The following is a 26,252-nucleotide window of genomic DNA, read 5'->3' as shown; positions in this document are numbered from 1 at the left end:
CGCGATTTATGACGCAATGAATTGCGCCGCTACACCAACAATCGCGCCGTCGGATAATCCACAATCAACACCTGCACATAACCGCCGCGCAACGCCCCGCGAATCGCCTGCGCTTTCTCTTTGCCGCCCGCTAACGCCACCACCTGCGGACAGCGTTTTACCTGCGCCAACTCCATACCAATTACCGGATCTTCCTCTGCGCTCAGCACCGGTTGACCGTCGGCATCGAAATAGTGCAGGCAGATATCGCCCACCGCGCCGCGTTCAGCCAGCGTTTGCAGCATCTCACCGTCGTAATAGTTGCCGGAATTGCGCAGCAGGGCGGACGGCTCGAGAGCGCCGATGCCGACAATCGCCAGATCCACTTGATCAAACTTTTCCAGTACCACCGCGACATCGGGATTAACCGATAAACGCTGACGATCCTTTACCGAGTGTTCGATTGATTGCGACGGCAGCAGCCACGCCGGACAACCCAGCAGCGCCGCGAGATTCTGCGTTAGAATCGTGGCCTGCACATTGCCGTTGGCGCCCACGCCGCCCAGTAGCTGAATGACGCCTTGGCACGGCGCGCTGAGCGGATGCAGCGCATCGACCATGGCGCGAATGGTGCCGCTCCAGGAGGAAATGCCAATCAGCTCATCGGCACGCACCCGCGTTTCCAGATAGTGCGCGGCGGCGGAACCGATCGCCTGTTTGATCTGCAATGCGGAAGCCTGATCCGGCACATCCACCACAATCACCTGCGGCAGTTGATACAGCTGCTCAATGGCTTTTTCCAGCTCAGGGAACACATTGGCCGGCGGCACCACGCTGATCTTCACCACACCTTCTTTCACGCTGCGATTAAGGATGCGCGACACAAAAGATTGCGACAGCTTCAACAGTTGCGCAATGTCGGACTGCTTCCTGCCTTCCACATAATAAAGCGTGGCGATTTTCACCATCAGCCGCTGTTCATCCTGTTTTGCCATGGTTTTTCTCTCTTTTAACCCGCCTGGTATTGTTAATCAGCCTGTCAAAAATAACAACGCAGAACATTTTGTGATCGTTTTCGCTTTTTGAGGATCGGGCAATGGACGTGCTCAAGAAGCCAGCGCATAGTCATTATGCATATAAAATCGCAATTGAATATATATTCAATCGGAGATAACAAATGAAAGCCTCTGTCCTCAAAGTCTCTCTACTTGCTTCAATCATGATGATCTCGGCGGCGTCGCTGGCGGCGGATAAGGGGTTGCTGGCCATTATTACGCCATCACATGACAACCCGTTCTTTAAGGCCGAAGCCGACGGCGCGCAGGAGAAAGCTAAAGCCCTCGGTTATACCACGCTGGTGGCCTCACATGATGATGACGTGAATAAGCAAAATCAGCTGATTGAAACCGCCATCGCGCGCAAAGCCAAAGCCATCATCCTTGATAACGCCGGTGCGGATGCCACCGTTGGCCCGGTGCAAAAAGCCAAAGATGCCGGCATTCCTACCTTCCTGATTGACCGCGAAATCAATAAAACCGGCATCGCCGTGGCGCAAATCGTCTCCAACAACTATCAGGGCGCACAGCTCGGTGCCGAGAAGTTCGCCAAACTGCTGAACGGAAAAGGGGATTATGTCGAGCTGCTGGGCAAAGAGTCAGATACCAACGCGGGCGTGCGTTCACAGGGTTATCACGACGTGCTGGATGATTATCCCGATCTGAAAATGGTGGCGCAGCAGAGTGCCAACTGGAGCCAAACCGAAGCCTTTAGCCGCATGGAAACCATCCTGCAGAAGAACCCCAACATTGTCGGCGTGATCTCCGGTAACGACACCATGGCGCTTGGCGCGGAAGCGGCGCTGAAAGCGGCGGGCAAAACCAATGTGATTGTGGTCGGCTTCGACGGTAGCGATTACACCCGCGACTCCATCCTCAATAAAGGCAACATCAAAGCCACCGTGCTGCAGCCGGGCTGGGATCAGGCGCAAATGGCCGTCGAGCAGGTGGATTACTACCTGAAAAACGGCAAAGCGCAGAAAGAGGAGAAACAGCTGATGGATTGCGTGCTGATTGACGACAGCAATGCCGCGAAGCTGAAAACCTTCAAGCTGGCGCAATAAGATGGAGGTCGGCATGAAGGGGAAAGGGCTGAGCAGCATGCTGGTGGCGCTGCTGACGCTGATGTTAGCCGCCTGCACCGTGGTGGATCTCGATGCCAACGGCAAACCCATCATGCCGAAAGATCCCAACGCCAAACCGGGTTACAGCGATCAAACGCCGCAGCAGATTGCGGAGTCAAGCTGGGCCAGCCGCGTGCAGCAGCCGGCTGAGAAGCAGGCGCTGAGCTGGGCGGATATGGAAACCAAAAGCCACACCGTCAAAGCGGGCGGCAGCGAAAGCGTGTTTGTGCGCGCGGCAGGCACGGTAACGGCGTTTGATAACAGCAACGAGCGGGAACGCAGTCTCACCATGACCATCAACGGCAAGCCGGTGAAAGTGTTGATTGGTCCGGTGCTGCGCGGCAACGCGATTCGCGATGCAGCCGGTTTCCGCTTTGAAGAGTTTACTAATCAGGTGCAATACGCGCAGCTCACCAAAGCACTCAATCGCCACGCGGTGAAACAGCTGCCCGCAGTGGATGCCAGCTGGGTGGGCAAACCGGCGCAGGCGCTGCTGGCCGTCAGCATGGGCGCGGGCACAGTGGAAGATGTGGTGGCGGTGCGGCTGCAGCAGGGGAATCCATAATGAGCGACGAGATCATTCTGCAAGCCAATCAGATGTCGATGCTGTTTCCTGGCACCTTAGCGCTGGATCGCGTGGATTACCGCGTGTGGCGCGGCAAAGTCAACGTCATCATCGGCGAAAACGGCGCGGGAAAATCGACGCTGATGAAGATTCTCGCCGGCGTGCAGCAACCGACCAGCGGTGAGATGTTCCTGAACGGTAACAAAGTGGCGTTTCACAGCACGCGAGACGCCGCGCGTCACGGCATCGGCATGGTGCATCAGGAACTCAATCTGTTTGAGAACCTCAGCGTAGCGGAGAACATTTTCCTTGGCCGGGAAATCCAAAGCGGCATTCGGCCCATCAATGAAGCCGAGCAGAAACGCCGCACCGCCGCGCTGATGCAGCGCCTCGATCAGCCAATTTCACCGGATGAGAAGGTCGGCAGCCTGAAGGTTGGCCAGCAGCAATTGGTGGAGATCGCCAAAGCGCTGGCGGAGGACGCTGACATTTTGATCCTCGACGAACCGACCTCGGCGCTGAGCAAAACTGAAGTGGAGATCCTGTTTCGGGTGATCCGCGAACTGACGCGTCAGGGCGTCTCAATCATCTATATCTCGCATCGGCTCGAGGAGCTGATGGCGATTGGTGATGTGATCACCATTCTTCGCGACGGGCGTTTTCAGGCCGAAGCGCAGGTCAGCGATATCGACGTGCCGTGGATCGTGCGCGAAATGCTGGGCAGTGAACCTGTCGGCACTTTCCTGCCGCCGGATCGCCAGTTCGGTGCGCCGGTGCTGGAAGCCGAACACATCACCTGCGTCAGCCCGAACGGCAACACGCTGGTGGATGATGTCAGTTTTCAGGTGCGTTCCGGAGAGATCGTCGGCATTTACGGGTTGATGGGCGCGGGGCGCACCGAACTGTTTGAGTGTTTGCTTGGCACGCAGCGTAACTATCTCGGCAAGCTGTGGCTCGACAGCAAACCGCTGCCGACGCGTCTGCCGACCGCTGAACGCATTCGTATGGGCATGAGTCTGGTGCCGGAGGATCGCAAACGCTCGGGCATTTTTCCCATCTCATCGGTGGCGAGTAATCTCACCATCGCCAGCCTGTGGCGGCGTCTGTCGCATCGCACCGTGATTTCAGAGCAGGCGGAACGCGAAGTGGTGACCAGCACCGTCGGCAATCTGGCAATCAAAATCTCCTCGCCGGATGTCGCCATTAGCGCACTGAGCGGCGGCAATCAGCAAAAGGTGGTGATTGGCCGATCGCTGCTGACCAATCCGCGCTTGCTGCTGCTGGATGAACCGAGCCGTGGTATCGACGTCGGTGCCAAAGGCGAAGTGTTCCGCATGATGGTGAAGCTGTCGGAGCAGGGCATTGCGGTGGTGTTCTCCACCTCGGATTTGAAAGAGATCATGGCCGTAGCCGATCGCATCATTGTGATGTCCGGCGGCAAATTGACTGCTGACCTGCCGCGCGCTGAAGCGGAAGAGGCGGCGCTGGTTAAAGCAAGCGCACAAGGGTTCTGATATGAAAAACAATGGCGCGCTCGCGCTCGCATCGCCTGTCAAAGCATTCAACTCACGCGAAAGCCTGATTTTGCTGCTGCTCAAACTGCGCACCTTTATTGCGCTGTTTCTGATTGTCGGCTTCTTCGCTATCACGGTGCCCGATTTCCTCGCGGTGGGCAGCATGGTGATCATGGTGAAACACATCGCCATTAACGCCTTCCTCGCGCTCGGCATCACGTTTGTCATTATCACGGCGGGCATCGATCTCTCCATCGGCGCCACGCTCGGCCTGTGCGGCATGATCGCCGGCTGGCTGATTACCAAAGGCATTGTGTTGCCGATGTTTGGCATCGCTATCTTTCCCAGCGTGTGGCTAATCGTGCCGATTGTATTGCTGATTGGCGGCCTGATTGGTGCGGTCAATGGCTGGATCATTACCCGCTATAACGTGGCTCCGTTCATCTGCACGCTCGGCACCATGTACATCCTGCGCGGCACGGCGATGCTCACCTCGGGCGGCGAAACCTTCCCCGGTTTGCAGGGCAATGAAATGCTGGGGAATACCGGATTCGACAAGATTGGCGCTGGCTATTTCCTTGGTTTGCCGTGGGCCATCTGGATGATGGTGCTGCTGGCGCTGGTGATTGCCTACGTGGCGCGCCGCCTGCCGTTTGGCCGTCAGGTTTACGCGATTGGCGATAACGAACGCGCCGCTGAACTCTCGGGCGTGAAAGTGAAGTCGGTGAAAATCTGGGTCTATGCCATCTCCGGTTTTTGCGCGGCAATTGCTGGCATCGTGGTCTCGTCGCAGCTGGTGGCCAGCCATCCGGCGAACGGAACCTCCTTTGAAATGAACGCGATTGCCGCAGTGGTGCTGGGCGGTACCTCGCTGGCGGGTGGACGCGGCACCATTCTTGGCACGCTGATTGGTGCCTTTGTGATCGGCTTCCTCGCCGACGGTTTGATCATGATGGGTGTGAGCGAGTTCTGGCAAATGGTGATCAAAGGCATCGTGATTATCGTGGCGGTGATCATCGACCAAATGCAGAGCCGCATGCAGCAGAAAGCGGCGGTGGTGGCGCAGAAAGCGCTGATTGAGGAGGGCGGTAGCCCGGCAAAAAGTTAATCGGTTGGGTGCAGGCGCTGATTGTCTGCACCTTTTTTTCTTTATCACGAATAAATATTCATCCATGCTTTAAAATTCAGAGGTGTCTATGAATCCTTTCAAATACACGGTAGCGGATCTGGCAGCGAAAGCGCGCGCCGTGCGCCGCCGCATCATCCAGCTTAATGCGGGCAGCCCGGCGGGCGGTCACACCGGTGCCGATCTCTCACAGGTTGAGATCCTTACCGCGCTCTATTTCCGCATCCTGAACTGCGCGCCAGATCGCACCAACGATCCGCAGCGCGACATCTATATCCAGTCGAAAGGCCATGCGGTGGGCGGTTATTACTGCGTGCTGGCAGAAGCCGGTTATTTCCCCACCGAATGGCTGCCGACTTATCAGCATTCCGATTCGCATCTGCCGGGCCATCCGGTGCGTCAAAAAACGCCGGGCGTTGAGCTGAACACCGGCGCGCTTGGTCACGGTTTACCGGTGGCGGTCGGCATTGCGCTGGCGGCGAAGAAAGATAACAGCGACCGACGCATTTTTGTCGTCACCGGTGACGGTGAGCTGGCTGAAGGCAGCAACTGGGAAGCGGCGCTGGTGGCGGCGCATTACGGCCTCGATAACCTGGTGATCATCAATGACAAGAACAAGCTGCAGCTGGCGGGGCATACGCGCGACATCATGAATACCGATCCGCTGCCGGAAAAATGGCGCGCCTTTGGTCTGGATGTGAGCGAGTGCAACGGCAATGACATGGCGGCGGTGGTGGACGCCATCGAAAACCTGCCGCGCAACAGCGGCAAGCCACAGGTGATTGTGGCGCATACCGAAAAAGGCTTCGGCATCTCCTTTATTCAGGGCAAACCGGAGTGGCATCACCGTGTGCCGAAAGGGGAAGAGATTGCGTTGGCACTGGAGGAATTAAAAGATGAGTAATGCAAAACATTTGGCGACGGTAATGGTTGAGGCATTTATTGATGCGGTTAATCGCGGTGTCAATTTAGTGCCGGTGGTGGCCGATTCCACCTCAACCGCGAAAATTGCGCCCTTTATCAAAGCATTCCCCGATCGCCTGATCAACGTGGGTATCGCGGAGCAAACGCTGGTGGGCACCGCCGCCGGTCTGGCAATTGGCGGCAAAGTGGCCGTGACCTGCAACGCCGCGCCGTTCCTGGTTTCCCGCGCCAATGAGCAGGTTAAAGTCGACGTCTGCTACAACAACACCAACGTTAAACTGTTTGGCCTGAATGCCGGTGCCAGCTACGGCCCGCTGGCCAGCACCCATCACAGCATCGACGACATTGCGGTGATGCGCGGCTTCGGCAACATCGAAATCTATGCGCCATCCTGCCCGCTGGAGTGCCGCCAGATTATTGAGTATGCGCTGGCGCATGTCGGGCCGGTGTATATCCGTCTGGACGGTAAGGATCTGCCGCAGCTGCACGATGAAAACTATCAATTCCGTCCTGGCCAAATCGACGTGTTACGTGAAGGTCATGACATTGTGCTGGTGGCGATGGGCTCGACGGTTCACGAGGTGGTTCACGCCGCCGAGCAACTGCATGAGCAAGGCATTACAGCAGGTGTGATCAGCATTCCATCGATTCGACCTTGTGATACCCAACAGCTGCGCGAGCTGTTAAATCACTATCCAGCGGTCATTACCGTGGAAGAACACAACGTCAACGGCGGCGTCGGCAGCCTGGTGGCGGAAGTGCTGGCGGAAGGCGGCTGTGGCATCCCGCTGCTGCGTTTGGGCATCCCCGACGGCGAATACGCGATTGCTGGCGATCGCGCCTCCACCCGTGCCCGACATGGCATTGATGCCGCCAGCGTGGTGAAGAGTGCAGCGCGCATCTGTGCAGGAGCGTAAAGATGGCAGGTTCGTTGATACTGGCAATTGATGAAGGCACCACCAACGCGAAAGCGATTGCGGTCGATCGTGCCGGCAATGTGGTGGCACGCGGCAGTCAGCCGCTGACGCTGGAACATCCGCAGCCGGGTCTGGCGGAGCAGGATCCGCTGGCGATTTGGCAGGCGGTGAAGCAGGCGGTGAGCGCTTGTCTGGCGCAGTGTGCGGGGGCGCAGGTTGCGGCGGTGGCGATCAGTAACCAGCGCGAATCGGTGCTAATCTGGCAGCGACATAACGGTCAGCCGCTGACGCCGCTCGTTAGCTGGCAGGATCGCCGCTCGGAGGCGTTTTGCCGCGATTTACGCGTGGCGGGTAAAGCCCCGCGCATCACCGGACTCACCGGGTTGGCGGTGGATCCGATGTTTCCGGCCGGCAAACTTACCGGCATGCTTGCTGCGTTGCCGAATGGATTTGCGCGCGCGCAGGCCGGTGAACTCTGTATCGGCACCGTGGATAGCTGGCTGAGCTGGCAGCTGAGCGGCGGCGAAAGCTTCGTCACCGATCATGCCAATGCGGCACGCACCCAACTCTACAACCTGCACAGCGGCGACTGGGATGATGAATTGCTGGCGCTGTTCCATATTCCCCGCGCGGCTCTGCCGCAGATTGTGCCCTCGGCCAGCGCGCAAGGCGTGGTGACACGCAACGATATTCCCGGTTTAGCGCCCGGCACGCCGATTTTGTCACGCATCGGCGATTCGCACGCTGCGCTGCAAGCGCAGCGCAACGGCAGCGAAGAGGTGGTGAAAGCCACTTACGGCACCGGTTCATCACTGATGATGTCGATGGCGACGCCGTTGCTGACGGAAAATGGCCTCAGCACCACTGTGGCGTGGCACGACGGCACGCTGCGCTATGCCTTTGAAGGCAACATTACCCACACCGGTTCCGGCGCGGCGTGGCTGGGTCGCATGCTGGGCATTCATGATCCGCGAGAACTCACTGCGCTGGCGCAGCAAAGCGAACACAATCAGGGCATCTATTTTGTGCCGGCGCTTTCCGGTCTTGGCGCGCCCTGGTGGGATTTGAAAGCGCGCGGCATGGTATGTGGCTTGACCGATGCGGCTACGCCGGAGGTGCTGGCGCGCGTGGCGCTGGAGTCGATCACCTTCCAGATCGCCGATGTGTTTTTTGCCATGGAGCAGGCCAGTGGCGTGCAACTTCCTGCGCTGTGCGTGGATGGCAGCGCCACGGAAAATAGCTGGTTGATGCAGATGCAGGCCGATGTCTTGCAGCGGCCACTGAAACGCGTACCCACGGCAGAAGTGTCTGCGCTGGGCGCCGCGCTATTAGCGGGCCGCACCTTAGGCTGGTGGCAGCAGGGCAGTGAGATGCAGGCGTTACAGGGCGGTAGCGTGATCACGCCGCGTGAGGATCAGGCGAAAAACATGCAGGAGAATTATCACGGCTGGCTCGATGCGGTGGCGCGTTGCCGTTATCAGCCGCATTGATTATCGTTATATAAATCGCGCACGCTTCGTAGCGGCGCGATTTATCGCGCTTTTTAGACGTGTATCTCATGCCAAATAGCGCAATAAATTGTGCCGCTACGATGTTGTACGAGGATAAACGTGCAGCGCTACTGGAAACGGTTGGCTTTATCACGCGCCAGACGTTCCAGCGCAAAAATCACCTGCTGTAGCTGGCGTTCCTGAATCGGTTCGATGGCGGTAAAGCGGAAGCTGAGGCGCGGTGTGGCGCGGGTTTCATTCTTGCTGGTCACTACGGTGCGTTCACCAATGTGCAGCAGCTGTGCTGTCACCTCAAAGTGACCATACTCAGCTAAATCCACGCGCAGGTTTTTAAAAGTATCGCCGCGATTGAGGCCTTCCGGTAGCGCTTCGTCTAGCAGCACGCCGACGCCGCCCAGTGACAGATCCTGCAGGCGGAAACGCGCGGTACGCCCATCAGGCCACTGGCTGTGGCAATAAAAAACCGGTTCCAGCGGCGCATTGACGCGAAAGAATTCACGACGTTGAATCTGCCACACCAGTTCCGGCAGCGACGCAGCAAAAGCGGGTAAGCCTTCGAATTCAACCCGCTGTAAACCGGTTAAGCCAAATTCGACTTTGGCACCGTGCGTTTCGGCGGCAATATTCACTTCGCCACCTTGCAGCGCTAAATCGTTATCCAGCGCGTTGCTGCCGAGGTCAAAGATCACCTGATCTTCATCGGCTGACAGCAAGCGACTGATAAACTGACCGCGCGAAAAATTCACCATCAACGGGGTTTGAAAACGCAACAGGTCCTTCATCACGCCCAAAACCGCTAACGTGCCTCGCTTGAGGTATTGTTCTTTATCGGCTTCTCCCACGTCCTGCTCCACTTATCCGATTGTTATTTTCACGACTGACAATGCTGTTCGTCAGTTATCGGCGTCGCTGCGCTAACCTTTAGTCAGCTAACGGCTATTTACGGCGGCAAGTTGGGATGCAGATCATAAAATCCCGTCTATACTAGAGGCGGTGAACACATTGATTAATAACGTAAGGAGCAGTACATGGGTATTCTTTCATGGATTATTTTTGGTCTGATTGCCGGGATTATCGCTAAGTGGATTATGCCGGGTAAAGATGGCGGCGGCTTTATCATCACCGTGGTTCTGGGTGTGGTGGGTGCGGTTGTCGGTGGCTGGATCAGTACCCTGTTTGGTTTCGGTAAAGTTGACGGTTTCAACTTTGGCAGCTTCGTGGTGGCAGTGATTGGTGCCATTGTGGTGCTGTGGATCTACCGTAAAGTGCGAAGTTAATCGCGCCAGTATTTGATGAAATCCGCCATCCCGCAAAGGGTGGCGGATTTTTTTATGCCTGATTAAAAGTCGTAGCCCACCGTGGCCATGACCGTGCGCTCGGCACCGCGATAGCAGTAACCGGTGCCGTAACAGGCGGCCAGATACGTCTTATCGGTCAGGTTGTTGGCATTCACCTGCAGCCAGGCGCCTTTCAGCTGTGAGTTCCATGCGCCAAGATCGGCGCGAACCGACGCATCAAACAGCGTTACCGATGGCAGACGCGTGGTGTTCTCGTTATCCGCCCACTGTTTACCGATATAGCGCACACCCGCACCGGCGCTCAAGCCGTAGTCAAACTGATAATGTCCCCACAACGATGCCATGCTGTTCGGCGTCACATACGGCGTATGGCCATCGTTACCGTCCACCGAATCTTTAAAGCGCAGATGATTTAGCGTGTAGCCGGCGATAGTGCTAAAACGCGACGTCAGCTGATTACGCGCCTCAAGTTCAATGCCCTGCGAATGCACTTTGCCCGACGGCGTGTAAGTGCCGTCCAGCACGTTACGGTTGGCGACATCGTCCTGGGTCAAATCGTAGACTGCGATTGAGTACATATCGCGCGTGCCCAGCGGCTGATATTTCACGCCCGCTTCATACTGCTCAGACGTAGTCGGTTTTAGCTGATTGCCGAAAGGATCGGTCAAGGAAGCCGGCGTTATTGCCTGGCTCCAGCTGACATAAGGCGAGATGCCGTTCTCGAAGGCATATAGCAGCGCAGCGCGGCCGCTGATGTGATCGTCCTGACGACGGCTGGTGCCGTTTTCCGACACGATGCGATCGTAGCGTCCCGACAAATCCAGATGCCAGCGATCGAGCTGCAACTCATCCTGCAGATATAAACCGGTTTGATAGTAGCGGCGCGTCTGCGATGTCCAGTCGAAGTCTGGCATGATGCCCACTTCTTCGCCGTTCCACGCATTCAGCGCGCTGGCAGCACCGCTGGCTTTGGTGATGTCGTTTTTATAGCGATGGTATTCCGCGCCCAGCGTCACGCGATGCTGAACCGCGCCGGTAGCAAAATCAGCCTGCAAGCGGTTGTCGTTGGCCCACGCGCTCAGCGATGAACGCTCACCGGAGTAGTAGCGGTTCAGCAGGTCTGGATTCGTTGCGTTCCAGCCAATCTGATAAACCTGATCGAGCTCGGTATTGGAGTGGCTGTAGCTGCCGGTGGAGTACACCGACCACACATCGTTGAAGCGATGCGAGAAGTCATAGCTGTAAATCTGTTCGCGACGTTTGAACTGATCGAGCGCAGTGTCACCTTCATAGAAACTGTCACTCAATTTGCGGCCATTATGGCTGTAGAGCGTGCCTTCCGCCGGTACCGAGCCGTGATAGCCGCCGGACGGATCTTTCTGCAGGTAGGCGCGCAGCACTAAGTTGGTATCTTCACTTGGCTGCCACATCAGCTGTGGCGAAATCGCATATTTCTCTTCGCGGGTGTGATCGTATTGGGTATCGCTGTTGCGCGTAATGCCGGTTACGCGAAATGCCCACTGATCGTTGATGGCGTTGGTGTAATCAAAGGCGGCGTTATTAGTGGCGTTGGTGCCGGTCGCCAGGCGGAAGTGGCCCTCTTCAGCAAACTGCGGGCGCTTGCTCACCATATTCACCAATCCGCCCGGCACCGTTTGGCCGTAGAGCGCGGAGGAGGGACCTTTAATCACATCGATGCGGTCGAGGAACCAGTTATCCACCTGCAGGATGTTGAAGCTGCCGCCGTCACTCATCACGCGCAGGCCATCAAGGAAGGTGTTATCGACATCGCCGCCGTGGAAACCACGCAGCGCGATGGTGTCATAACGCGTGGCCGCGCCGCCAAAGTTGGTGAAGACGCCCGGCGTGTAACCCAGCGCCTGATTGAGATCCTGCGCGCCCTGATCTTCCATCTGCTGACGCGTCACTACCGAGATCGACTGCGGGGTAGTGATCAGCGGCTGATCGCTTTTGCTGGCACCGCTGCTGCGCGTGGCGAGATAGCCCTGCGTCGGCAAGGTGGCGCTCTCTTGCGGTTGCGCTGTCACGACAATCGACTCTTCAGCGAAGCTTGCCGCGGGTAAAGCCAGCGCAAGCGCGCACAGTACGCGGCCACGTTTAAGGGTAAACAACGAGGTCATGAGAGGTTCCTGTTATTTTAATGGGAATAGCTATCGATATCAGATTGAGAATTATTATCTTTTGTCGCGGATGTTTCAAGATGTGAGTTTGTTGCTAGAGGAATGTGAGGAAAATGCACAGATGACAGGCACGAGCCGTAGCGGCGCGATTTATCGCGCATTTCATTGGGTGCACCTTTTCCAGCTTTGGATCGCGCAATAAATTGCGCCGTTACAGTAAGGTGCGGTTGCCGGGCTGCTTCGCCCGGCAGGATAGAGGTGATTACTTCGCGCTAGTCAAAACCGGCATATTCGGGATATCGCCAGCGTTATTACAGGTTTTGTCTTTCGGGCAGTACTTATCCAGCAGCTTCAGCGTCACGCCATTGGTCCAGCCGAAGCCGTCCTGCAGCGGATATTCACCGCCGCCACCGCCGCCCAGCTGCGCGCCTTCAACCACGTATTTCTCGACCAGCTTATGTTCCTTATCGTAGGTCGCCTGCACGTTCTGCAGGAAGCGCTGACCAATCTGTTGCGCCAACTTCGGCTGCTTGTAATGCTCCAGACCTTCCACCGCCACCCATTGCAGCGGCGCCCAACCGTTTGGTGCATCCCATTGCTGGCCGTTATTCACCGTGGTGGTCACCAGTCCGCCGGGTTTCAGCAGCTGTTTTTCAACTGCGGAAGCGGTGCGTTCAGCTTGCTTATCGCTCGCGAGCTGCATATAGAGCGGGAATAGCGTCGCAGCGGTCAGCTGTGAATGCACCTGCTTCTTCTGGAAATCGTAATCGGCGTACCAGCCTTTTTTGTCATCCCAAAGGTAGCGATTGATCGCCGCCTGACGTTTCTCAGCATCCGCCGCGAACTGTTTGGCTTTGTCATCCTGCTTATCCAGTTTGGCGGCTTTGGACAGTGTCTGTTCGAGGTGGAAAATCAGGCTGTTAAGATCAACCGGTGCCAGCTGCGTGGTACGGATGGACGCCAGATTGTGCGCATCGGTGAACCAGCGCGAACTGAAATCCCAGCCCGAAGCCGCGCCCGCACGTAAGTCGCGATAAACCTGCTGTTTATTGCGTTCCGGCGCTTTATTCGCGGTGTTGACGTCATCCAGCCAGGATTCGGTACGCGGCGCATCGCGATCGTCCCAGTAACGGTTAAGCAGCGTGCCGTCGCTGAGTTTGATCACGCGTTTGCTGGCCTGGCCAGCCGCCACTTTGTCGCTGTCCGCCATCCAGTAATCGTACTCTTTCTGCAGCTGCGGCAGGTATTGGCGATAGACGTCGTCGCCTTTGTGCGTTGCCAGCAGGTCAACCATCAAGCTGAAGAACGGCGGCTGCGAGCGGCTGAGATAGTAGCTGCGGTTACCGTTGGGAATATGGCCATATTTGTCCAGCTCGGTGGCGAAGTTATCCACCATATCCTGCACGCGATCCCAGTGACCGCTCTCCGCCAGGCCAAGCATGGTGAAGTAGCTGTCCCAGTAATACACTTCGCGGAAGCGTCCGCCAGGCACCACATAAGGTTTGGGCAGCGGCAGCAGCGAATCGTACTGACTGGCACTTTGCGCGGTACGCGTCAGCACCGGCCATAAACCGTTGATGTGCTCACGCAGGCTTTGCCCGGCGGGCGGCACATATTTGTCACCCTCTTTAGGCAGCGTGAAGTTGCTGTCGACAAAATGCTTGAGATCGAAGTTGCGCTGGTTTTTTTGCATCTGCCAGTCGGCCAGAATCGACGAGGGATTGGATTTCGGCACCGCATCGGCGAAGGTTTTCTGATCCGGATAAAATTTAGCCTGTTGTACCGCATTGAACAACGGTCCCAGGCGCACATCCGGTGGCTGCGGTTGGTTGCTGAGCATGCGGCTTTGATCGTCGGCGTGTGCGGCGCTGGCACCGGCCAGCAACGCGGCGCTAAGTAAAAAGGTCAGACGCGCGGGCGTGAATACGGCATTTTTTATCATCGGTTTTTCTCCTTGTCCGAAAAGGTGGTGTGCTAACGCATTGACCACCCGAACAACTTTAGTCGTAATCGCGCCGCTTAGCCTCGCACAGCGGTGGAAATGTGAAGCGCCCGGAATTAATCACGTGAGAAATTGCCTCAAGGCTAAGGTTTTTGCTTGCCCTGTACGGCTATTTGCCTGAGGCTGAAGCAAAAAAAGGAGAGTCGTATGGAGATAATCTGGTATCACCCGTCGCTGGCGCCGCAAGGTTGGCTGGAGGGTTTGCGTCAGCGTTTGCCGGAGGCGCGCGTGCGTGACTGGCAGCCGGGCGACAACGCGCCGGCCGATTATGCGGTAGTGCGTTCTCCGCCGGTCGAGATGCTGGCGGGGCGTCAGCTGAAAGGCGTGTTTGCCATGGGCGCGGGCGTCGACGAGATCCTCAAACAGCTGCGTGACAATCCACAGATGCTGGCCGACACTGTGCCGTTATTCCGCCTGGAAGATACCGGCATGGCGCGCCAGATGCAGGAGTACGCCAACTGGTGTGTGCTGGGCTGGTTCCGCCGTTTTGCCGACTATCGTCAACTGCAGCAGCAGGCTTGCTGGCAGGAGCTTGACGGTTTCGATCGCGAAAACTTTACCATTGGCGTGCTCGGCGCGGGCGTATTAGGCCGTAGCGTGCTGGAGAGTTTGCGTCAGTGGGGCTTTCCGTTACGCAGCTGGAGCCGTTCGCCGAAGCAGATCGACGGTGTGCAAAGCTTCCATGGCCGCGAACAGCTCAATGCTTTCCTGGCGGGCACGCAGGTGCTAATCGATCTGCTGCCGACCACGCCGGAAACCACCAACTTGATCGATAGCCAGCTGCTTAACGCATTGCCGCACGGCGCCTGCTTCCTTAACCTGGCGCGCGGTGCGCATGTGGTAGAAGCCGATCTGCTGGCGGCGCTCAACAGCGGTCAGCTGGCCGCCGCCGCGCTGGATGTGTTCCAGCGCGAGCCGCTGCCGCAGGATCATCCGTTGTGGTCTCATCCGCATGTCACAATCACGCCACATACTGCGGCGATTACCTTGCCAGGCGAGGCGATGGATTACATTGCGGATGCCATACTTGCTCTGGAGCAAGGTCAACAGCCGGGTGGTTTAGTCGATCGCCAGCGCGGTTATTAATTCCCATTGGGTCAGGAGATGAAGATGTATCCCGTTGATTTACATATGCACACCGTTGCCAGCACGCACGCTTACAGCACGCTGCATGATTATGTGGCGCAGGCGAAACAGAACGGCCTGAAGCTGTTCGCGATTACCGATCACGGCCCGGATATGGCCGATGCGCCGCACTATTGGCACTTCGTCAACATGCGCATTTGGCCGCGCGTGATTGATGGCGTTGGCGTGCTGCGCGGTATCGAAGCCAACATCAAAAATCAGCAGGGCGAGATCGATTGCAGCGGCCCGATGCTGGATGCGCTGGATCTGATCGTCGCGGGCTTCCACGAACCGGTTTATGCGCCGCGTGACAAAGCACATCACACTGAAGCGATGATTGCGGCGATGGCGGGCGGTTTGGTGCATATCATTTCGCATCCGGGCAACCCGAAGTTCCCGGTAGATATTCGCGCAATTGCCGAAGCCGCCGCGCATTACGATGTGGCGCTGGAGATCAACAACTCCTCCTTTACCCATTCGCGTCCGGGCAGCGAACCGAACTGTCGCGCCATTGCCGAAGCGGTGCGTGATGCCGGTGGACGTCTGGCGTTTGGTTCCGATTCGCATACCGCGTTTACGCTGGGCAATTTCGAACACTGCCTGCGCATCACCAGCGAAGTGGATTTTCCGCAAGATCGCGTGTTAAATGTCACGCCGCGTCGCCTGCTCGACTTCCTCGAACAGCGCACCGGCAAACACATTGCTGAATTTGCTGATTTTTAACTTTTTTGCCTCAAGGAATTCTGTTGCATGAATGAGTTTTCCATACTCTGCCGCGTCATCGGCTCGCTGTTTAATCGCCAGCCGCAGGATCCGCTGCTGGTGCCGCTGTTCACTCTGCTGCGTGAAGGCAAACTGCAACAGCAGTGGCCGCTGGAGCAGGACGAACTGTTGACGCGCCTGCAGCAGAATAGCGATCCGCAGGCGCTGGCCGCCGACTACAACGCGCTGTTTGTTGGCAGCGAGTGCAGCGTGCCGCCGTACGCATCGCAGTGGCCGAACGGTGTTGCTGAAGCAGATGTGCGTGCGTTTCTCAGCGCGCGCGGCATGCCGCTGAGCGAAGCGCCTGCCGATCACTTTGGCGTGCTGCTGCTGGCGGCATCCTGGCTGGAAGATCAGTCGGCAGAAGATGAATCCGCCGCGCAGCTGGCGCTGTTTGATGAGTATCTGCTGCCGTGGTGCGGCGCGTTCCTCGGCAAAGTGGAAGCGCATGCCACCACGGCGTTTTATCGCACGCTGGCGGCATTGAGCCGTGAGGCGATGCAGGCGATGTACGACGAACTGAACGAAGAGCAGGGCGACGAGGCGTAAGCATTACCAGCTTGCTGCGCTGCTGCCGAGCTTCACGCCTGGCGTCGCGCAGATCATTGGCGTGCCGGGCAAATACGCTGCGGCACGCAATCTCTCGGCAATTCCCCACTGATTGATCTCTATCGCGCTCAGCGCGTCATCGTGCTGCGCGTGTATACCGTTTTGCGCATTCTGCGGCGCGGCGCCGAACTGCTGCAACAGCCGCGCGGTGCGCGCCAGCGATAAGCGCGCCTGCCAGCCAACGCCGTTGGTCAAGCGCTGACGCAAACCTTCCAGCACCGCGGCGGCCATCAGATAACCGGTTGCGTGGTCGAGCGCCTGCACCGGCAGCGGCGTTGGTTGATTATTGCCGCTCCAGCGCATGCCTTGTTCGGCGATGCCGCAGCCCATCTGTACCAGACTGTCGAAGCCGCGCCGGTTGCGCCATGGCCCGCTCCAGCCCCACGCATTGAGGCTGACATCCACCAGGCCCGGCGCGAGTTGGCGGCGCGTATCGGCATCCAGCCCGAGTTTTTCCAGCGCATCAGCACGATAACCGTGTACCAGCACATCGCTGTGCTGCAACAGCTGGCGCAGCTGCTCGCGCCCGGCGCGAGATTTGATATCAAGCCGCGCGCAGCGTTTGCCGCAGGTGATCTCCTCTTCCAGCGTGGGTTCGTGCCAGTCGGGCGGATCGATGCGCAGCACCTGCGCGCCGAGGCTGGCGAGAAAACGTGTCGCCACCGGTCCGGCAATGATGCGCGTGAGATCCAGTACGCGCACGCCGAGCAGCGGCCGCGCGGGCGACAGTGACCAGGCGGGCGGCGGAGCGGCGTCGGTGGCCTGTTGGGCAATCAGCGCTTCCTGCTGCACGGCGCTGCCTTGCGGATGCTGCAGCCATTGCGCTTCACTGCGCATCTGCGCGGCGCAGCCGCCGGCATCAATCACCGCCTGTTCCAGCGTGGCGGCGGGCCAGCGGGCCACCGCATCGGCCAGCGCGGCACGATCGGCATGCTGGCCGAGCACGCGCTCCATCGCCGCACGATGATGAGCCGCGTTGGTGTGCAGGCGGATCCAGCCGTCGGCGCTGGCGTAATCACCGGCGAATTCATCCCACAGCGCAGCAGGCGGTCGATTGAGCGGGATCAGGCTGTGCTGAAACCAACGCGAGGCGAGACGGACATTAACGCTGACCGGCGCGGATTGGCCGAGCAGATCGCTTAGCGCCTGGCTGGCGAGGCCGATGCTGGTGGCTGCCAATTCGCTGACGGCAAAGGCAGAGGAAAAAGTGTCGGGCTGGAGAAAAGTCGGTGAGGGAAGCGGGTCTGCGCCTCGCAATCCCTGCCACATTTGCTGCCACAGTGCGGCAGCACGTTGAGAATCCATGTTGAGTCTCCGGAAAACGCGCGAGACTCAAGCATAGCAGAGTGCATTAACGGCGGCGTAAGCGCGGAAAACGCGCATGCATCCGCAGGTTACGCAGGTTGATCACCGCAATCGCGGTGCCCAGCACCACCAGTGACGCACCGAGGATCTTAAAGCTGTTCATGCTGTCACCCAAGACGAAAACGCCCATCAACACCGCCAGCACCGGCGTCAGCAGCGAATAGGGCATGATCAGGTTGACGTTGTATTTCTTCAGCAGCGCGTACCACAGCGTATAGGCGACAATCGACGAGGCGAGGGCGCTATACAGAATGCCAAACCAGCCGCGCCAGCCGGCGTGGCTCAGCGCGTAAAACTGATGGGATTCGGTCAGCCACGAAGCAGCACCGACAATTGGCACTGCAAGGAAGGAGATCCAGCCGGTGAGCGTCAACGGTTGTATCGGCGGCGATTTTTTCACAATCATATTGCTGATCGCCCAGCCAAACGCGCTACACAACAGAATACAAAGCACCCACCAGGCCGGAATGGTCGGACTGCCCGACAGCACCGCCACGCCGCTCAGCGAAATGGCGATACCAAACAGCTGCACCAGCCGCAATTTTTCTTTGAGAATCACCATCGCCAGCAGCATGGCAATCGGCGTACCGAGCTGAACCACGATGGCGCCGGTGCCGGCATCGGTGTAGCGCATGCCGACAAACAGCAGCGAGAAGTGCATAAAACCGAAGGTGAACGCCAGCGTCAGCAGCCACGGCAGTTGCGCGCGCGTAATGCGGCAGAATGGCACCAGCACAATCGCTACCACCACAAAGCGCATCCAGGTGAGAAACAGCGGCGGAAGTTCCAGTAATCCCCACTTCACCGCCACGTTGTTGAAAGCCCAGATGGAAACCACCATTAGAACCATAAAAAAATGCCGCACTGCCACGAGGTCTTCCTTCACGTTGTACAAAGATGATCACCGGCTAATGATGGCATGAAGGCGCGCACTTCGGGCATGTCGGGCAACATTTTTTTCGCTTAAGCATTAGCTCATGCAGGAAAAAAATAAGACATGTTGCTGATTTACTGTCAAAGTGGATGTCCGAAAGGCGACCATAACGAGGACCGTATTCGGCATGACACACACCCGCGCTTTACCTCTTGCTCTGATTCAACTCGAAGTCCCGCCGCCGCAGGTTGTGGCGCAAATTGGTGAACAACCCCGCTGGTTTATCGACGCGCTGCAACTGCAGCCCGATGACTATGTGATTGTGCGTCCGCATCTGGGCGATGATTTACCGGCCTTTGACTGCGTCAGTGGCGCGATCCTCAGCGGTTCCTGGGCGATGGTCACCGATCACGCTGACTGGAGCGAACGCACCGCCGCCTGGATTCGTGGCGCGCTGGAGGCGGAGCTGCCGCTGCTGGGCGTCTGTTACGGGCATCAACTGATGGCGTATGCGCTGGGTGGCAAAGTGGGTGATAACCCGCAGGGCTGGGAGCGTGGACTGAAACCGCTGACGCGCAATGCGCAGGCGCACAACGATCCCTGGCTGGCCGATCTACCTGGCGAGTTTCAGGCGTGGTTGTCACATCGGCAATCGGTGTTAACGCCGCCGCAGCATGCGCAGGTGCTGGCGAGCTCGGCGCAGGATGGTTGTCAGATTTTGCGTTATTCGCCGCAGGCGCTGTCGGTGCAGTTCCATCCGGAATTTACCCGCGAGATTATGACCGCCTGTTTACCGGCGGGCGTCAGTGACGATGGCACGGTTCTTTCAGGCGAAGATTGGTCGCGCGAACTGTTGCGCAGCTTCTGGCTACAAACGCGGCCGCAGCCGCGCGCGCACGCTCAGGGCGCGTAGTTGCGCGTGCAGCGATAAACCCACGCGGGTGGCATATTTTTCAGCACCCGCTGGCGTTCCCAGGTGAAGTAGCGTGACAAATTTGGCTGGGTGAACGAGGTGTATTGAAACTGCACGAATACGCCGCGTGAACCCAGCGCATCATGCACCGCACTGAGGATGTTATCGCGCGTGGCGGGCGGTAATGACAGCAGCGGCAGGCCAGAAAAAATCACATCATATTCTCCGGCGAGATATTCCGCCGAACAGGCGCGTACCTGCATGCGCGCATCAGGCAATCCACGCAGGCTTTTCACCAGTTCAGGGCTGATTTCGAACACATCAAGCTGTGCTTGCGGTGACATGCGCGCCAGCACGTGGCGCGTGAGCACGCCATCTCCGGCACCCAGTTCGGCGATACGCAGGCTGTTATCCCAGTTCACCGCATCGCACATGGTGCGGCAGAGCGCGGCTGAAGAGGGCGTGATGCTGCCCATTTTGCGCGGGTTGCGGATAAATTGCTGAACAAAGTTCGCTTTGGCACGCATTAACGTCAGGGCTGAAGCCAACATCTGTTTCTCCTGGTTAGTATCCTGCTTCATATTGACCACATATTTCGCCCATGTTCCGCTTTTTGCGGCATAAGCGGGAAAACTCGGAATTATCTGTAGCGGCCTACGCTCGCCACATTTCCTTCGGTGCGGTCACAGTTTCCCCTTTTACGATCTGACAGGCTGGCGTGGATCGCCCAATGTTAATAACAGGTTTCATAGTTGTTAATCGCCACTCTGTCCCGCAAGGAGAAACACCATGCGTTACGCTGCTCCGGGAGAACAAGGTTCTCTCATTACTCTGCAATCGCGTTATGGCAACTTTATCAACGGCGAATTTGTTGCGCCGGTGAACGGTAACTACTTCGTCAACACTTCACCGATCAATGCTTCTACCATTGGCGAATTTCCCCGTTCAGACCGCGCCGATATCGATAACGCCGTGGCTGCCGCCCATGCCGCTGCCGATGCGTGGGGCAAAACCTCGCCGCAGGCACGCTCGCTGGTGCTGCTGAAAATTGCCGATCGGCTGGAAGAGAATCTGGAATATATCGCGGTCAACGAAACCTGGGATAACGGTAAGCCGGTGCGTGAAACGCTGGCGGCGGATCTGCCGCTGGCGGTCGATCACTTCCGCTATTTCGCTGGCTGCGTGCGTGCGCAGGAAGGCACCGCCGCTGAAATCGATGAGTTCACCGCCGCCTATCACTTCCACGAACCGCTGGGCGTGGTCGGGCAAATCATTCCGTGGAACTTCCCGCTGCTGATGGCGGCATGGAAACTGGCGCCGGCGCTTGGCGCAGGTAACTGTGTGGTGTTGAAACCGGCCGAGCAAACGCCGCTGTCGATTACGCTGTTTATGGACGTGATCAAAGATCTGCTGCCGCCGGGTGTGATCAACGTGGTACATGGTTACGGCAAAGAGGCAGGCGAAGCGCTGGCATCCCATCCGGACATCGCCAAAATCGCCTTCACCGGATCCACTGCCACCGGCGGCCATATTCTGGAGCTGGCAGCGAAAAGCCTGATCCCGTCCACCGTTGAATTGGGCGGCAAGTCACCGAACATCTTCTTTGAAGACATCATGGATGCCGAAGAGAGTTTCATTGAGAAAGCGGCAGAAGGCGTGGTGCTGGGCTTCCTTAATCAGGGTGAAGTTTGTACCTGTCCGTCGCGCGCGCTGGTACAGGAATCGATCTTTGAGCCGTTTATGGCGGCGGTGATGAAGCGCATCAAAACCATTAAACGTGGCGACCCGCTGGATACCGAAACCATGATTGGCGCGCAGGCGTCGCAGCAGCAGTTCGACAAAATTCTCTCTTATCTGGAAATTGCGCAGCAAGAGGGCGCGCAGGTGCTGCACGGCGGCGGCGTAGAGAAAGTGGGCGAAGAGTTTGCCAGCGGCTACTACATTCAGCCGACGCTGTTGAAAGGCGATAACAGCATGCGCGTGTTCCAGGAGGAGATATTTGGCCCGGTGGTTGGTGTGCTGACCTTCAAAGATGAAGCGGAAGCGCTGGCAATCGCCAATGATTCGATTTACGGACTGGGCGCGGGCGTCTGGACGCGCGACATCAATCGCGCCTATCGCATGGGACGCGCCATCAAAGCCGGTCGCGTGTGGACTAACTGTTATCACCTCTATCCGGCGCACGCGGCGTTTGGCGGCTATAAGAAATCGGGTATTGGTCGCGAAACCCACAAAATGATGCTCGATCATTATCAGCAAACGAAAAACCTGCTGGTGAGCTACAGCACGCAACCGCTGGGTTTCTTCTGATTGAATATGGCGGCGGGGCAATCTCGCTGCCTTTTCATCTCTTCGTCATCTTGCCGCTGCAGGATATTCACTTCGCCAGAATTTTCTGATCAAGGTGGCATCTTTAAGCCAGGTCTTGTGTGTTTAAAGGAGGCGATTGGGCAGAATAGCCCACCTATTTTCAAGGAGATTTCATGAACACGTTGTATAACTACCTGGAACAGCATGATGAGATGCTGGACGGTGTGGAGCAAAATATTATTACCGTTAACCTGCCTGGGCGTCAGGCGGTGTATGTGATTGGCCAAAACGATGCTGACCTGCTGCTGGAAGTAAAAGCGCGCGAAATCGCCACGGCACAACGCATGGAAACATTGCGTCAACTGGAGAGCCAATTCCGTTTTTAACCTTTCTGTTTTGCCTCATTCGATGATCAATTCGTCAGAAATATCGCAATAAAAAAGCCGCTATCACAAGATAACGGCTTTTTTGTGGTGCGATGCGCAGATTACTTCACGCAGGCGGCACAGTTATTGTGAATCTGCTGGAAGAAGTCGTTTCCTTTGTCATCCACCAAAATGAATGCCGGGAAGTTTTCCACTTCAATCTTCCAGATCGCTTCCATGCCGAGTTCGGCATACTCCACGCATTCCAGACTCTTAATACTCTGCTGTGCCAGCACCGCAGCCGGGCCGCCGATGCTGCCCAGGTAGAAGCCGCCGTGTTTTTGACACGCATCGGTAACCTGTTTGCTACGGTTGCCCTTCGCCAGCATCACCATGCTGCCGCCATTGGCCTGCAGCAGATCAACGTAGGAATCCATACGACCTGCAGTGGTTGGGCCGAGTGAACCGGAGGCATAACCTTCTGGCGTCTTCGCTGGACCCGCGTAATAGACCGGATGGTCCTTGATGTACTGCGGCAGGCCTTCGCCGTTATCGATGCGCTCTTTCAGCTTGGCGTGCGCAATGTCGCGCGCCACGATAATGGTGCCGTTAAGCGACAAGCGGGTTGAGACCGGATAAGCCGACAGCAGCGCCAGAATTTCGCTCATCGGCTGGTTGAGATCGACATGCACCACTTCGCCTTCACCCTGCTGACGCAGCGCTTCCGGAATATAGCGGCCTGGATTGTCTTCCAACTTCTCAATCCAGATGCCTTCACGGTTGATCTTGGCCTTGATATTTCGGTCTGCGGAACATGACACGCCCATACCCACCGGGCAGGATGCGCCGTGACGCGGCAGACGCACCACGCGGATATCATGCGCAAAATATTTACCGCCGAACTGCGCCCCGAGGCCCAGCTCCTGCGAGGCTTTCAGCAGTTCTTCTTCCAGCTGAATGTCGCGGAACGCCTGACCATGCTCGTTGCCTTCAGTCGGCAGCGAATCGTAATAGTGGGTTGAGGCCAGCTTGACGGTTTTCAGCGTGGCTTCGGCTGAAGTCCCGCCAATCACAAACGCGATATGGTACGGCGGACAGGCCGCGGTACCCAGCGACATCATTTTATCGATCAGGTAGTTCTTCAATTTGGCGGGCGTAATCAGCGCTTTGGTTTCCTGATACAGATAGGTTTTGTTGGCGGAACCGCCACCTTTAGCGATGCACAGGAATTTGTATTCGTCGCCATCAACGCTGTAGAGGTCGATCTGCGCCGGCAGGTTGGTGCCGGTATTCACCTCTTTATACATATCCAGCGCGGCATTCTGTGAATAGCGCAGGTTATCTTCAATAAAGGTGTTGTAAACGCCTTGCGACAGCGCGGCTTCATCGCCGCCACCGGTCCAGACACGCTGGCCTTTTTTGCCCATGATGATGGCGGTGCCAGTATCCTGACAGGTTGGCAGCACGCCTTTGGCGGCAATTTCGGAGTTGCGCAGGAACTGCAGGGCGACGTATTTGTCGTTCTTGCTCGCTTCATCGTCGGCAAGAATGGACGCGACCTGCGCCTGATGCGAGGCGCGCAGCATGAAGGAAGCATCGTGGAATGCCTGCTTCGCCAGCAGCGTCAGCGCTTTGGGATCGACTTTCAGGACTTCTTCGCCATCGAAGTTGGCCACCGAGACGTAATCGCGGCTCAGCAGATAGTATTCGGTATCATCTTTGGCGAGAGGAAAGGGATCCTGATAATAGAAGGGTTTGTTCGACATGTTGGCTCACTTAGCTTCGTGTGGCCCGCCAGCATGACGGGCGACAAATTAGGCAGTTTGTTATTCGATTTTCTCTCGCCAGCCCTCCGCAGGGGCTGACTGGCGAGTATCATAACATTTTCACGGTAATGCGCGGCTCCGTTTTTAACATCGAAGCAACATCATCAGAACATCATCACCATCCATGGATAGGCGACAACCATCAGAAGAACCAGGAACAGCGCGCCGAAGATGGTGCCCAGGCGCCAGTAATCTTTAGTTGGCAGATAGCCGCTACCGTAATAAATCGGGCTTGGGCCGGTGCCGTACGGGGTGATAATGCCCATCACACCCAGAGAAACACACATCATCAGGCAGAACACCGGCATGTTGATGCCCGGAATGGATGCGGCGATGGTCAGCATCGCGGGCAGCAGCGCGGTGGTGTGCGCGGTGGTACTGGCGAACAGGTAATGCAGCAGGTAGAAGGCGACCAGAAGGACGACGGCAGAAACCTGCGGGTCATAGCCTTGCAACAGCATTGCGCCTTCTTTACCCAGCCACGCGATGAAGCCAACGCGCGCTAAACCATCCGCCAGCGCGACCAGCGTGGCGAACCAGGCGAAGGTGTTCCAGGCGGCTTTATTGCTGGTGATGTCATTCCAGTTGAGTACGCCGGTCCACAGCATCAGCACGATGACTAACAGTGCGGCCATTGCGGGCTCAATCCAGGCGGTGGCGAAGATCCACATCATCAGCGCCGCAACCACGAAGCCCAGCAGCAGGATTTCGTTACGTTTCAGTTTACCGAGTTTGGCCAGCTCAGCGGTGGCCCAGCGCGGTACTTCATCGTTCACTTTCACTTCTGGCGGATAGAGCCAGTAAGCCAGCAGCGGCATGGTGAGAATCAGCAGCACGCCCAGCGGCAGGAAGGCGAGGAACCACATGCCCCATGAGATATCAAAGCCCACCACGCTTTTTACCAGCGCCAGCGCCAGCAGGTTTGGTGCCAGCGCAGAAAGGAACATTGAACTGGTGATACAAGCGGCGGTGATCGCCACCCACATCAGGTAGGAACCAATCTTACGTGCGCTAGGATCGTTCGGCTTTGAACCATAGAGCGGCGGCAGGTTAGCAATGATGGGATAGATGGTACCGCCGCTACGCGCGGTGTTGGATGGCGTAAACGGCGCCAGCAACAGGTCAGCGAAGGTAATGGCGTAACCCAGCGTCAGGCTACGACGGCCCAGATATTTCACCAGAATCAGCGCCAGGCGGCGACCGAACTGGGTTTTATCGTAGCCTGCGGCGAACATGAAGGCACCGAAGATCAGCCAGACCGTGGAGTTGCCGAAGCCACTCACCGCCCATTTGAACGACTGCGCCGCGGTTTTGAACTTGGGATCCGCCAGTTCTGCCGGGCTAAACAGCACCCACTGGCTGAACAGCGCAATCACCACCACGCCAGTTAACCCGATAACGGCACCCGGCAGCGGCTCGAAAATCAGTCCCACAATAACCCCGACAAAAATGGCGAAGAAGTGCCAGGCGTAAGGTTCCAACCCCGCAGGAGTCGGTACCAGCAGCAACAGCACAGCCACAATAATTGGCAGGCACAACATTATCAGGCGGTTCTTTTTTTTCCCTGGTGCCGCGGGAGGTGCGGTGAGGGATTCACTCTGGGTTGTTTGTGTGTTCATAGTTTTGTCTGCAAGTTATGGAGAATGCGGATATACGCCCCGAATCAAGCTGGTTTTTTTAGTTACAAAACCCTTTTAACAGATTAGTCGTGACATTTAAAACTGAGTCTTAATAAATCGCCATTTACAAAATTCGATGCGCGAATTATCTAATGGATGCGCTTATGATGCGATTAATTAAAATATCTATTTTGATCTAGATCAATAAAATTTATTGGTGATTTTTTTGCTTTAAACCTGTGCGCCTTAATTAACGAACCATTAGGTGAAAATTAACTGTGTGAGATGAATAAAACGGCACAAATCAAGCAAAAAAAGAGAAAGGAGA

The 26,252-nt window shown here is 57.1% G+C and carries 23 protein-coding genes; 14 read left to right on the top strand and 9 right to left on the bottom strand.

The features are described 5' to 3' along the window. Nucleotides 1-29: 29 nt before the first annotated feature. Nucleotides 30-974 (bottom strand): sugar-binding transcriptional regulator, encoded by a 945-nt coding sequence (locus tag KVT28_RS04180; RefSeq protein WP_217546918.1) that lies wholly within the window; start codon nucleotides 972-974, stop codon nucleotides 30-32. Between the two features lie 182 nt (nucleotides 975-1,156). Between KVT28_RS04180 and KVT28_RS04175 the strand changes: the two genes are divergently transcribed. From KVT28_RS04175 to KVT28_RS04145, 7 genes are all read left to right on the top strand, one after another. Then, a complete protein-coding gene (locus KVT28_RS04175) occupies nucleotides 1,157-2,098 on the top strand; it encodes a D-ribose ABC transporter substrate-binding protein (protein WP_110865953.1) in 942 nt (313 codons plus the stop codon). 13 nt (nucleotides 2,099-2,111) lie between these two features. Beyond that, entirely contained in the window at nucleotides 2,112-2,723 is a 612-nt protein-coding gene (locus KVT28_RS04170; protein WP_217546916.1) for a DUF2291 family protein, read from the top strand. Then, nucleotides 2,723-4,237, top strand: coding sequence for a sugar ABC transporter ATP-binding protein (locus tag KVT28_RS04165; RefSeq protein ID WP_110865954.1), 1,515 nt, complete (start codon nucleotides 2,723-2,725; stop codon nucleotides 4,235-4,237). The genes KVT28_RS04170 and KVT28_RS04165 overlap by 1 nt, the downstream gene beginning before the upstream one ends. A 1-nt stretch (nucleotide 4,238) precedes the next feature. Then, nucleotides 4,239-5,345 (top strand): ABC transporter permease, encoded by a 1,107-nt coding sequence (locus KVT28_RS04160; RefSeq protein ID WP_101760787.1) that lies wholly within the window; start codon nucleotides 4,239-4,241, stop codon nucleotides 5,343-5,345. An 88-nt stretch (nucleotides 5,346-5,433) separates the two neighbouring features. Further along, entirely contained in the window at nucleotides 5,434-6,267 is an 834-nt protein-coding gene (locus KVT28_RS04155; RefSeq protein WP_101760786.1) for a transketolase, read from the top strand. Then, complete coding sequence (locus tag KVT28_RS04150; RefSeq protein WP_217546912.1) at nucleotides 6,260-7,204, top strand: transketolase family protein; 945 nt, start codon at nucleotides 6,260-6,262, stop codon at nucleotides 7,202-7,204. The genes KVT28_RS04155 and KVT28_RS04150 overlap by 8 nt, the downstream gene beginning before the upstream one ends. 2 nt (nucleotides 7,205-7,206) lie before the next feature. Beyond that, nucleotides 7,207-8,694 carry an FGGY family carbohydrate kinase gene (locus tag KVT28_RS04145; RefSeq protein WP_217546909.1) on the top strand — a complete coding sequence of 496 codons (1,488 nt, stop codon included), beginning with the start codon at nucleotides 7,207-7,209 and terminating at the stop codon, nucleotides 8,692-8,694. A 128-nt stretch (nucleotides 8,695-8,822) separates the two neighbouring features. Here the strand turns inward: KVT28_RS04145 and KVT28_RS04140 are convergent, their stop codons facing one another. Continuing rightward, nucleotides 8,823-9,557, bottom strand: a complete 735-nt coding sequence (locus KVT28_RS04140) for a flagellar brake protein (protein WP_101760783.1) — start codon at nucleotides 9,555-9,557, stop codon at nucleotides 8,823-8,825. A 186-nt stretch (nucleotides 9,558-9,743) separates the two neighbouring features. Here KVT28_RS04140 and KVT28_RS04135 point away from each other — a divergent pair, with 186 nt between their 5' ends. After that, entirely contained in the window at nucleotides 9,744-9,992 is a 249-nt protein-coding gene (locus KVT28_RS04135; RefSeq protein WP_008102737.1) for a GlsB/YeaQ/YmgE family stress response membrane protein, read from the top strand. A 62-nt stretch (nucleotides 9,993-10,054) separates the two neighbouring features. Here KVT28_RS04135 and KVT28_RS04130 read toward each other — a convergent pair whose 3' ends face one another. Together KVT28_RS04130 and treA are read right to left on the bottom strand one after the other, a co-directional pair. Then, nucleotides 10,055-12,154, bottom strand: coding sequence for a TonB-dependent siderophore receptor (locus KVT28_RS04130; RefSeq protein WP_217546906.1), 2,100 nt, complete (start codon nucleotides 12,152-12,154; stop codon nucleotides 10,055-10,057). A gap of 262 nt (nucleotides 12,155-12,416) precedes the next feature. Next, complete coding sequence (gene treA, locus KVT28_RS04125; RefSeq protein ID WP_217546903.1) at nucleotides 12,417-14,096, bottom strand: alpha,alpha-trehalase TreA; 1,680 nt, start codon at nucleotides 14,094-14,096, stop codon at nucleotides 12,417-12,419. Nucleotides 14,097-14,303: 207 nt separating this feature from the next. Between treA and ghrA the strand changes: the two genes are divergently transcribed. Genes ghrA through KVT28_RS04110 form a run of 3 tightly spaced genes read left to right on the top strand, consistent with a single transcriptional unit; the run spans nucleotide 14,304 to nucleotide 16,592 of the window. Further along, on the top strand, nucleotides 14,304-15,242 hold the full coding sequence (gene ghrA, locus KVT28_RS04120) for a glyoxylate/hydroxypyruvate reductase GhrA (RefSeq protein WP_192413605.1): 939 nt from the start codon (nucleotides 14,304-14,306) through the stop codon (nucleotides 15,240-15,242). A gap of 24 nt (nucleotides 15,243-15,266) precedes the next feature. Then, nucleotides 15,267-16,004: a phosphatase gene (locus tag KVT28_RS04115; protein WP_110865961.1), complete on the top strand. Its 738-nt coding sequence runs from the start codon at nucleotides 15,267-15,269 to the stop codon at nucleotides 16,002-16,004. A gap of 27 nt (nucleotides 16,005-16,031) precedes the next feature. Continuing rightward, nucleotides 16,032-16,592, top strand: a complete 561-nt coding sequence (locus tag KVT28_RS04110) for a molecular chaperone (protein ID WP_101760778.1) — start codon at nucleotides 16,032-16,034, stop codon at nucleotides 16,590-16,592. Nucleotides 16,593-16,595: 3 nt separating this feature from the next. On the opposite strand, the gene KVT28_RS04105 is transcribed toward KVT28_RS04110, so the two are convergent. Further along, nucleotides 16,596-17,957 carry a CoA transferase gene (locus KVT28_RS04105; RefSeq protein WP_217546900.1) on the bottom strand — a complete coding sequence of 454 codons (1,362 nt, stop codon included), beginning with the start codon at nucleotides 17,955-17,957 and terminating at the stop codon, nucleotides 16,596-16,598. A gap of 46 nt (nucleotides 17,958-18,003) precedes the next feature. Further along, nucleotides 18,004-18,888 (bottom strand): DMT family transporter, encoded by an 885-nt coding sequence (locus KVT28_RS04100; RefSeq protein ID WP_217546898.1) that lies wholly within the window; start codon nucleotides 18,886-18,888, stop codon nucleotides 18,004-18,006. A gap of 190 nt (nucleotides 18,889-19,078) precedes the next feature. Between KVT28_RS04100 and KVT28_RS04095 the strand changes: the two genes are divergently transcribed. Beyond that, nucleotides 19,079-19,804, top strand: a complete 726-nt coding sequence (locus KVT28_RS04095; RefSeq protein ID WP_217546896.1) for a glutamine amidotransferase — start codon at nucleotides 19,079-19,081, stop codon at nucleotides 19,802-19,804. Here the strand turns inward: KVT28_RS04095 and KVT28_RS04090 are convergent. Next, nucleotides 19,792-20,355: a class I SAM-dependent methyltransferase gene (locus KVT28_RS04090; RefSeq protein ID WP_217546894.1), complete on the bottom strand. Its 564-nt coding sequence runs from the start codon at nucleotides 20,353-20,355 to the stop codon at nucleotides 19,792-19,794. The two genes, KVT28_RS04095 and KVT28_RS04090, sit on opposite strands and share 13 nt — an antisense overlap. A gap of 238 nt (nucleotides 20,356-20,593) precedes the next feature. Here KVT28_RS04090 and KVT28_RS04085 point away from each other — a divergent pair, with 238 nt between their 5' ends. Beyond that, nucleotides 20,594-22,114: an aldehyde dehydrogenase family protein gene (locus KVT28_RS04085; RefSeq protein ID WP_217546891.1), complete on the top strand. Its 1,521-nt coding sequence runs from the start codon at nucleotides 20,594-20,596 to the stop codon at nucleotides 22,112-22,114. 173 nt (nucleotides 22,115-22,287) lie between these two features. After that, a complete protein-coding gene (locus tag KVT28_RS04080) occupies nucleotides 22,288-22,500 on the top strand; it encodes a hypothetical protein (protein WP_110865967.1) in 213 nt (70 codons plus the stop codon). A 101-nt stretch (nucleotides 22,501-22,601) separates the two neighbouring features. Here KVT28_RS04080 and fumA read toward each other — a convergent pair whose 3' ends face one another. After that, nucleotides 22,602-24,245, bottom strand: coding sequence for a class I fumarate hydratase FumA (gene fumA / locus KVT28_RS04075; RefSeq protein ID WP_137385595.1), 1,644 nt, complete (start codon nucleotides 24,243-24,245; stop codon nucleotides 22,602-22,604). 164 nt (nucleotides 24,246-24,409) lie between these two features. Further along, a complete protein-coding gene (locus tag KVT28_RS04070) occupies nucleotides 24,410-25,924 on the bottom strand; it encodes an anion permease (RefSeq protein ID WP_137385596.1) in 1,515 nt (504 codons plus the stop codon). Between the last annotated feature and the right edge of the window lie 328 nt (nucleotides 25,925-26,252).

It is taken from the genome of Pantoea sp. GbtcB22 (genome assembly GCF_019091025.1).
Lineage (GTDB): Bacteria > Pseudomonadota > Gammaproteobacteria > Enterobacterales > Enterobacteriaceae > Pantoea > Pantoea leporis.
Note: the sequence above shows the minus strand (reverse complement) of the source record. Positions and strands in the feature narration are given on the sequence as shown.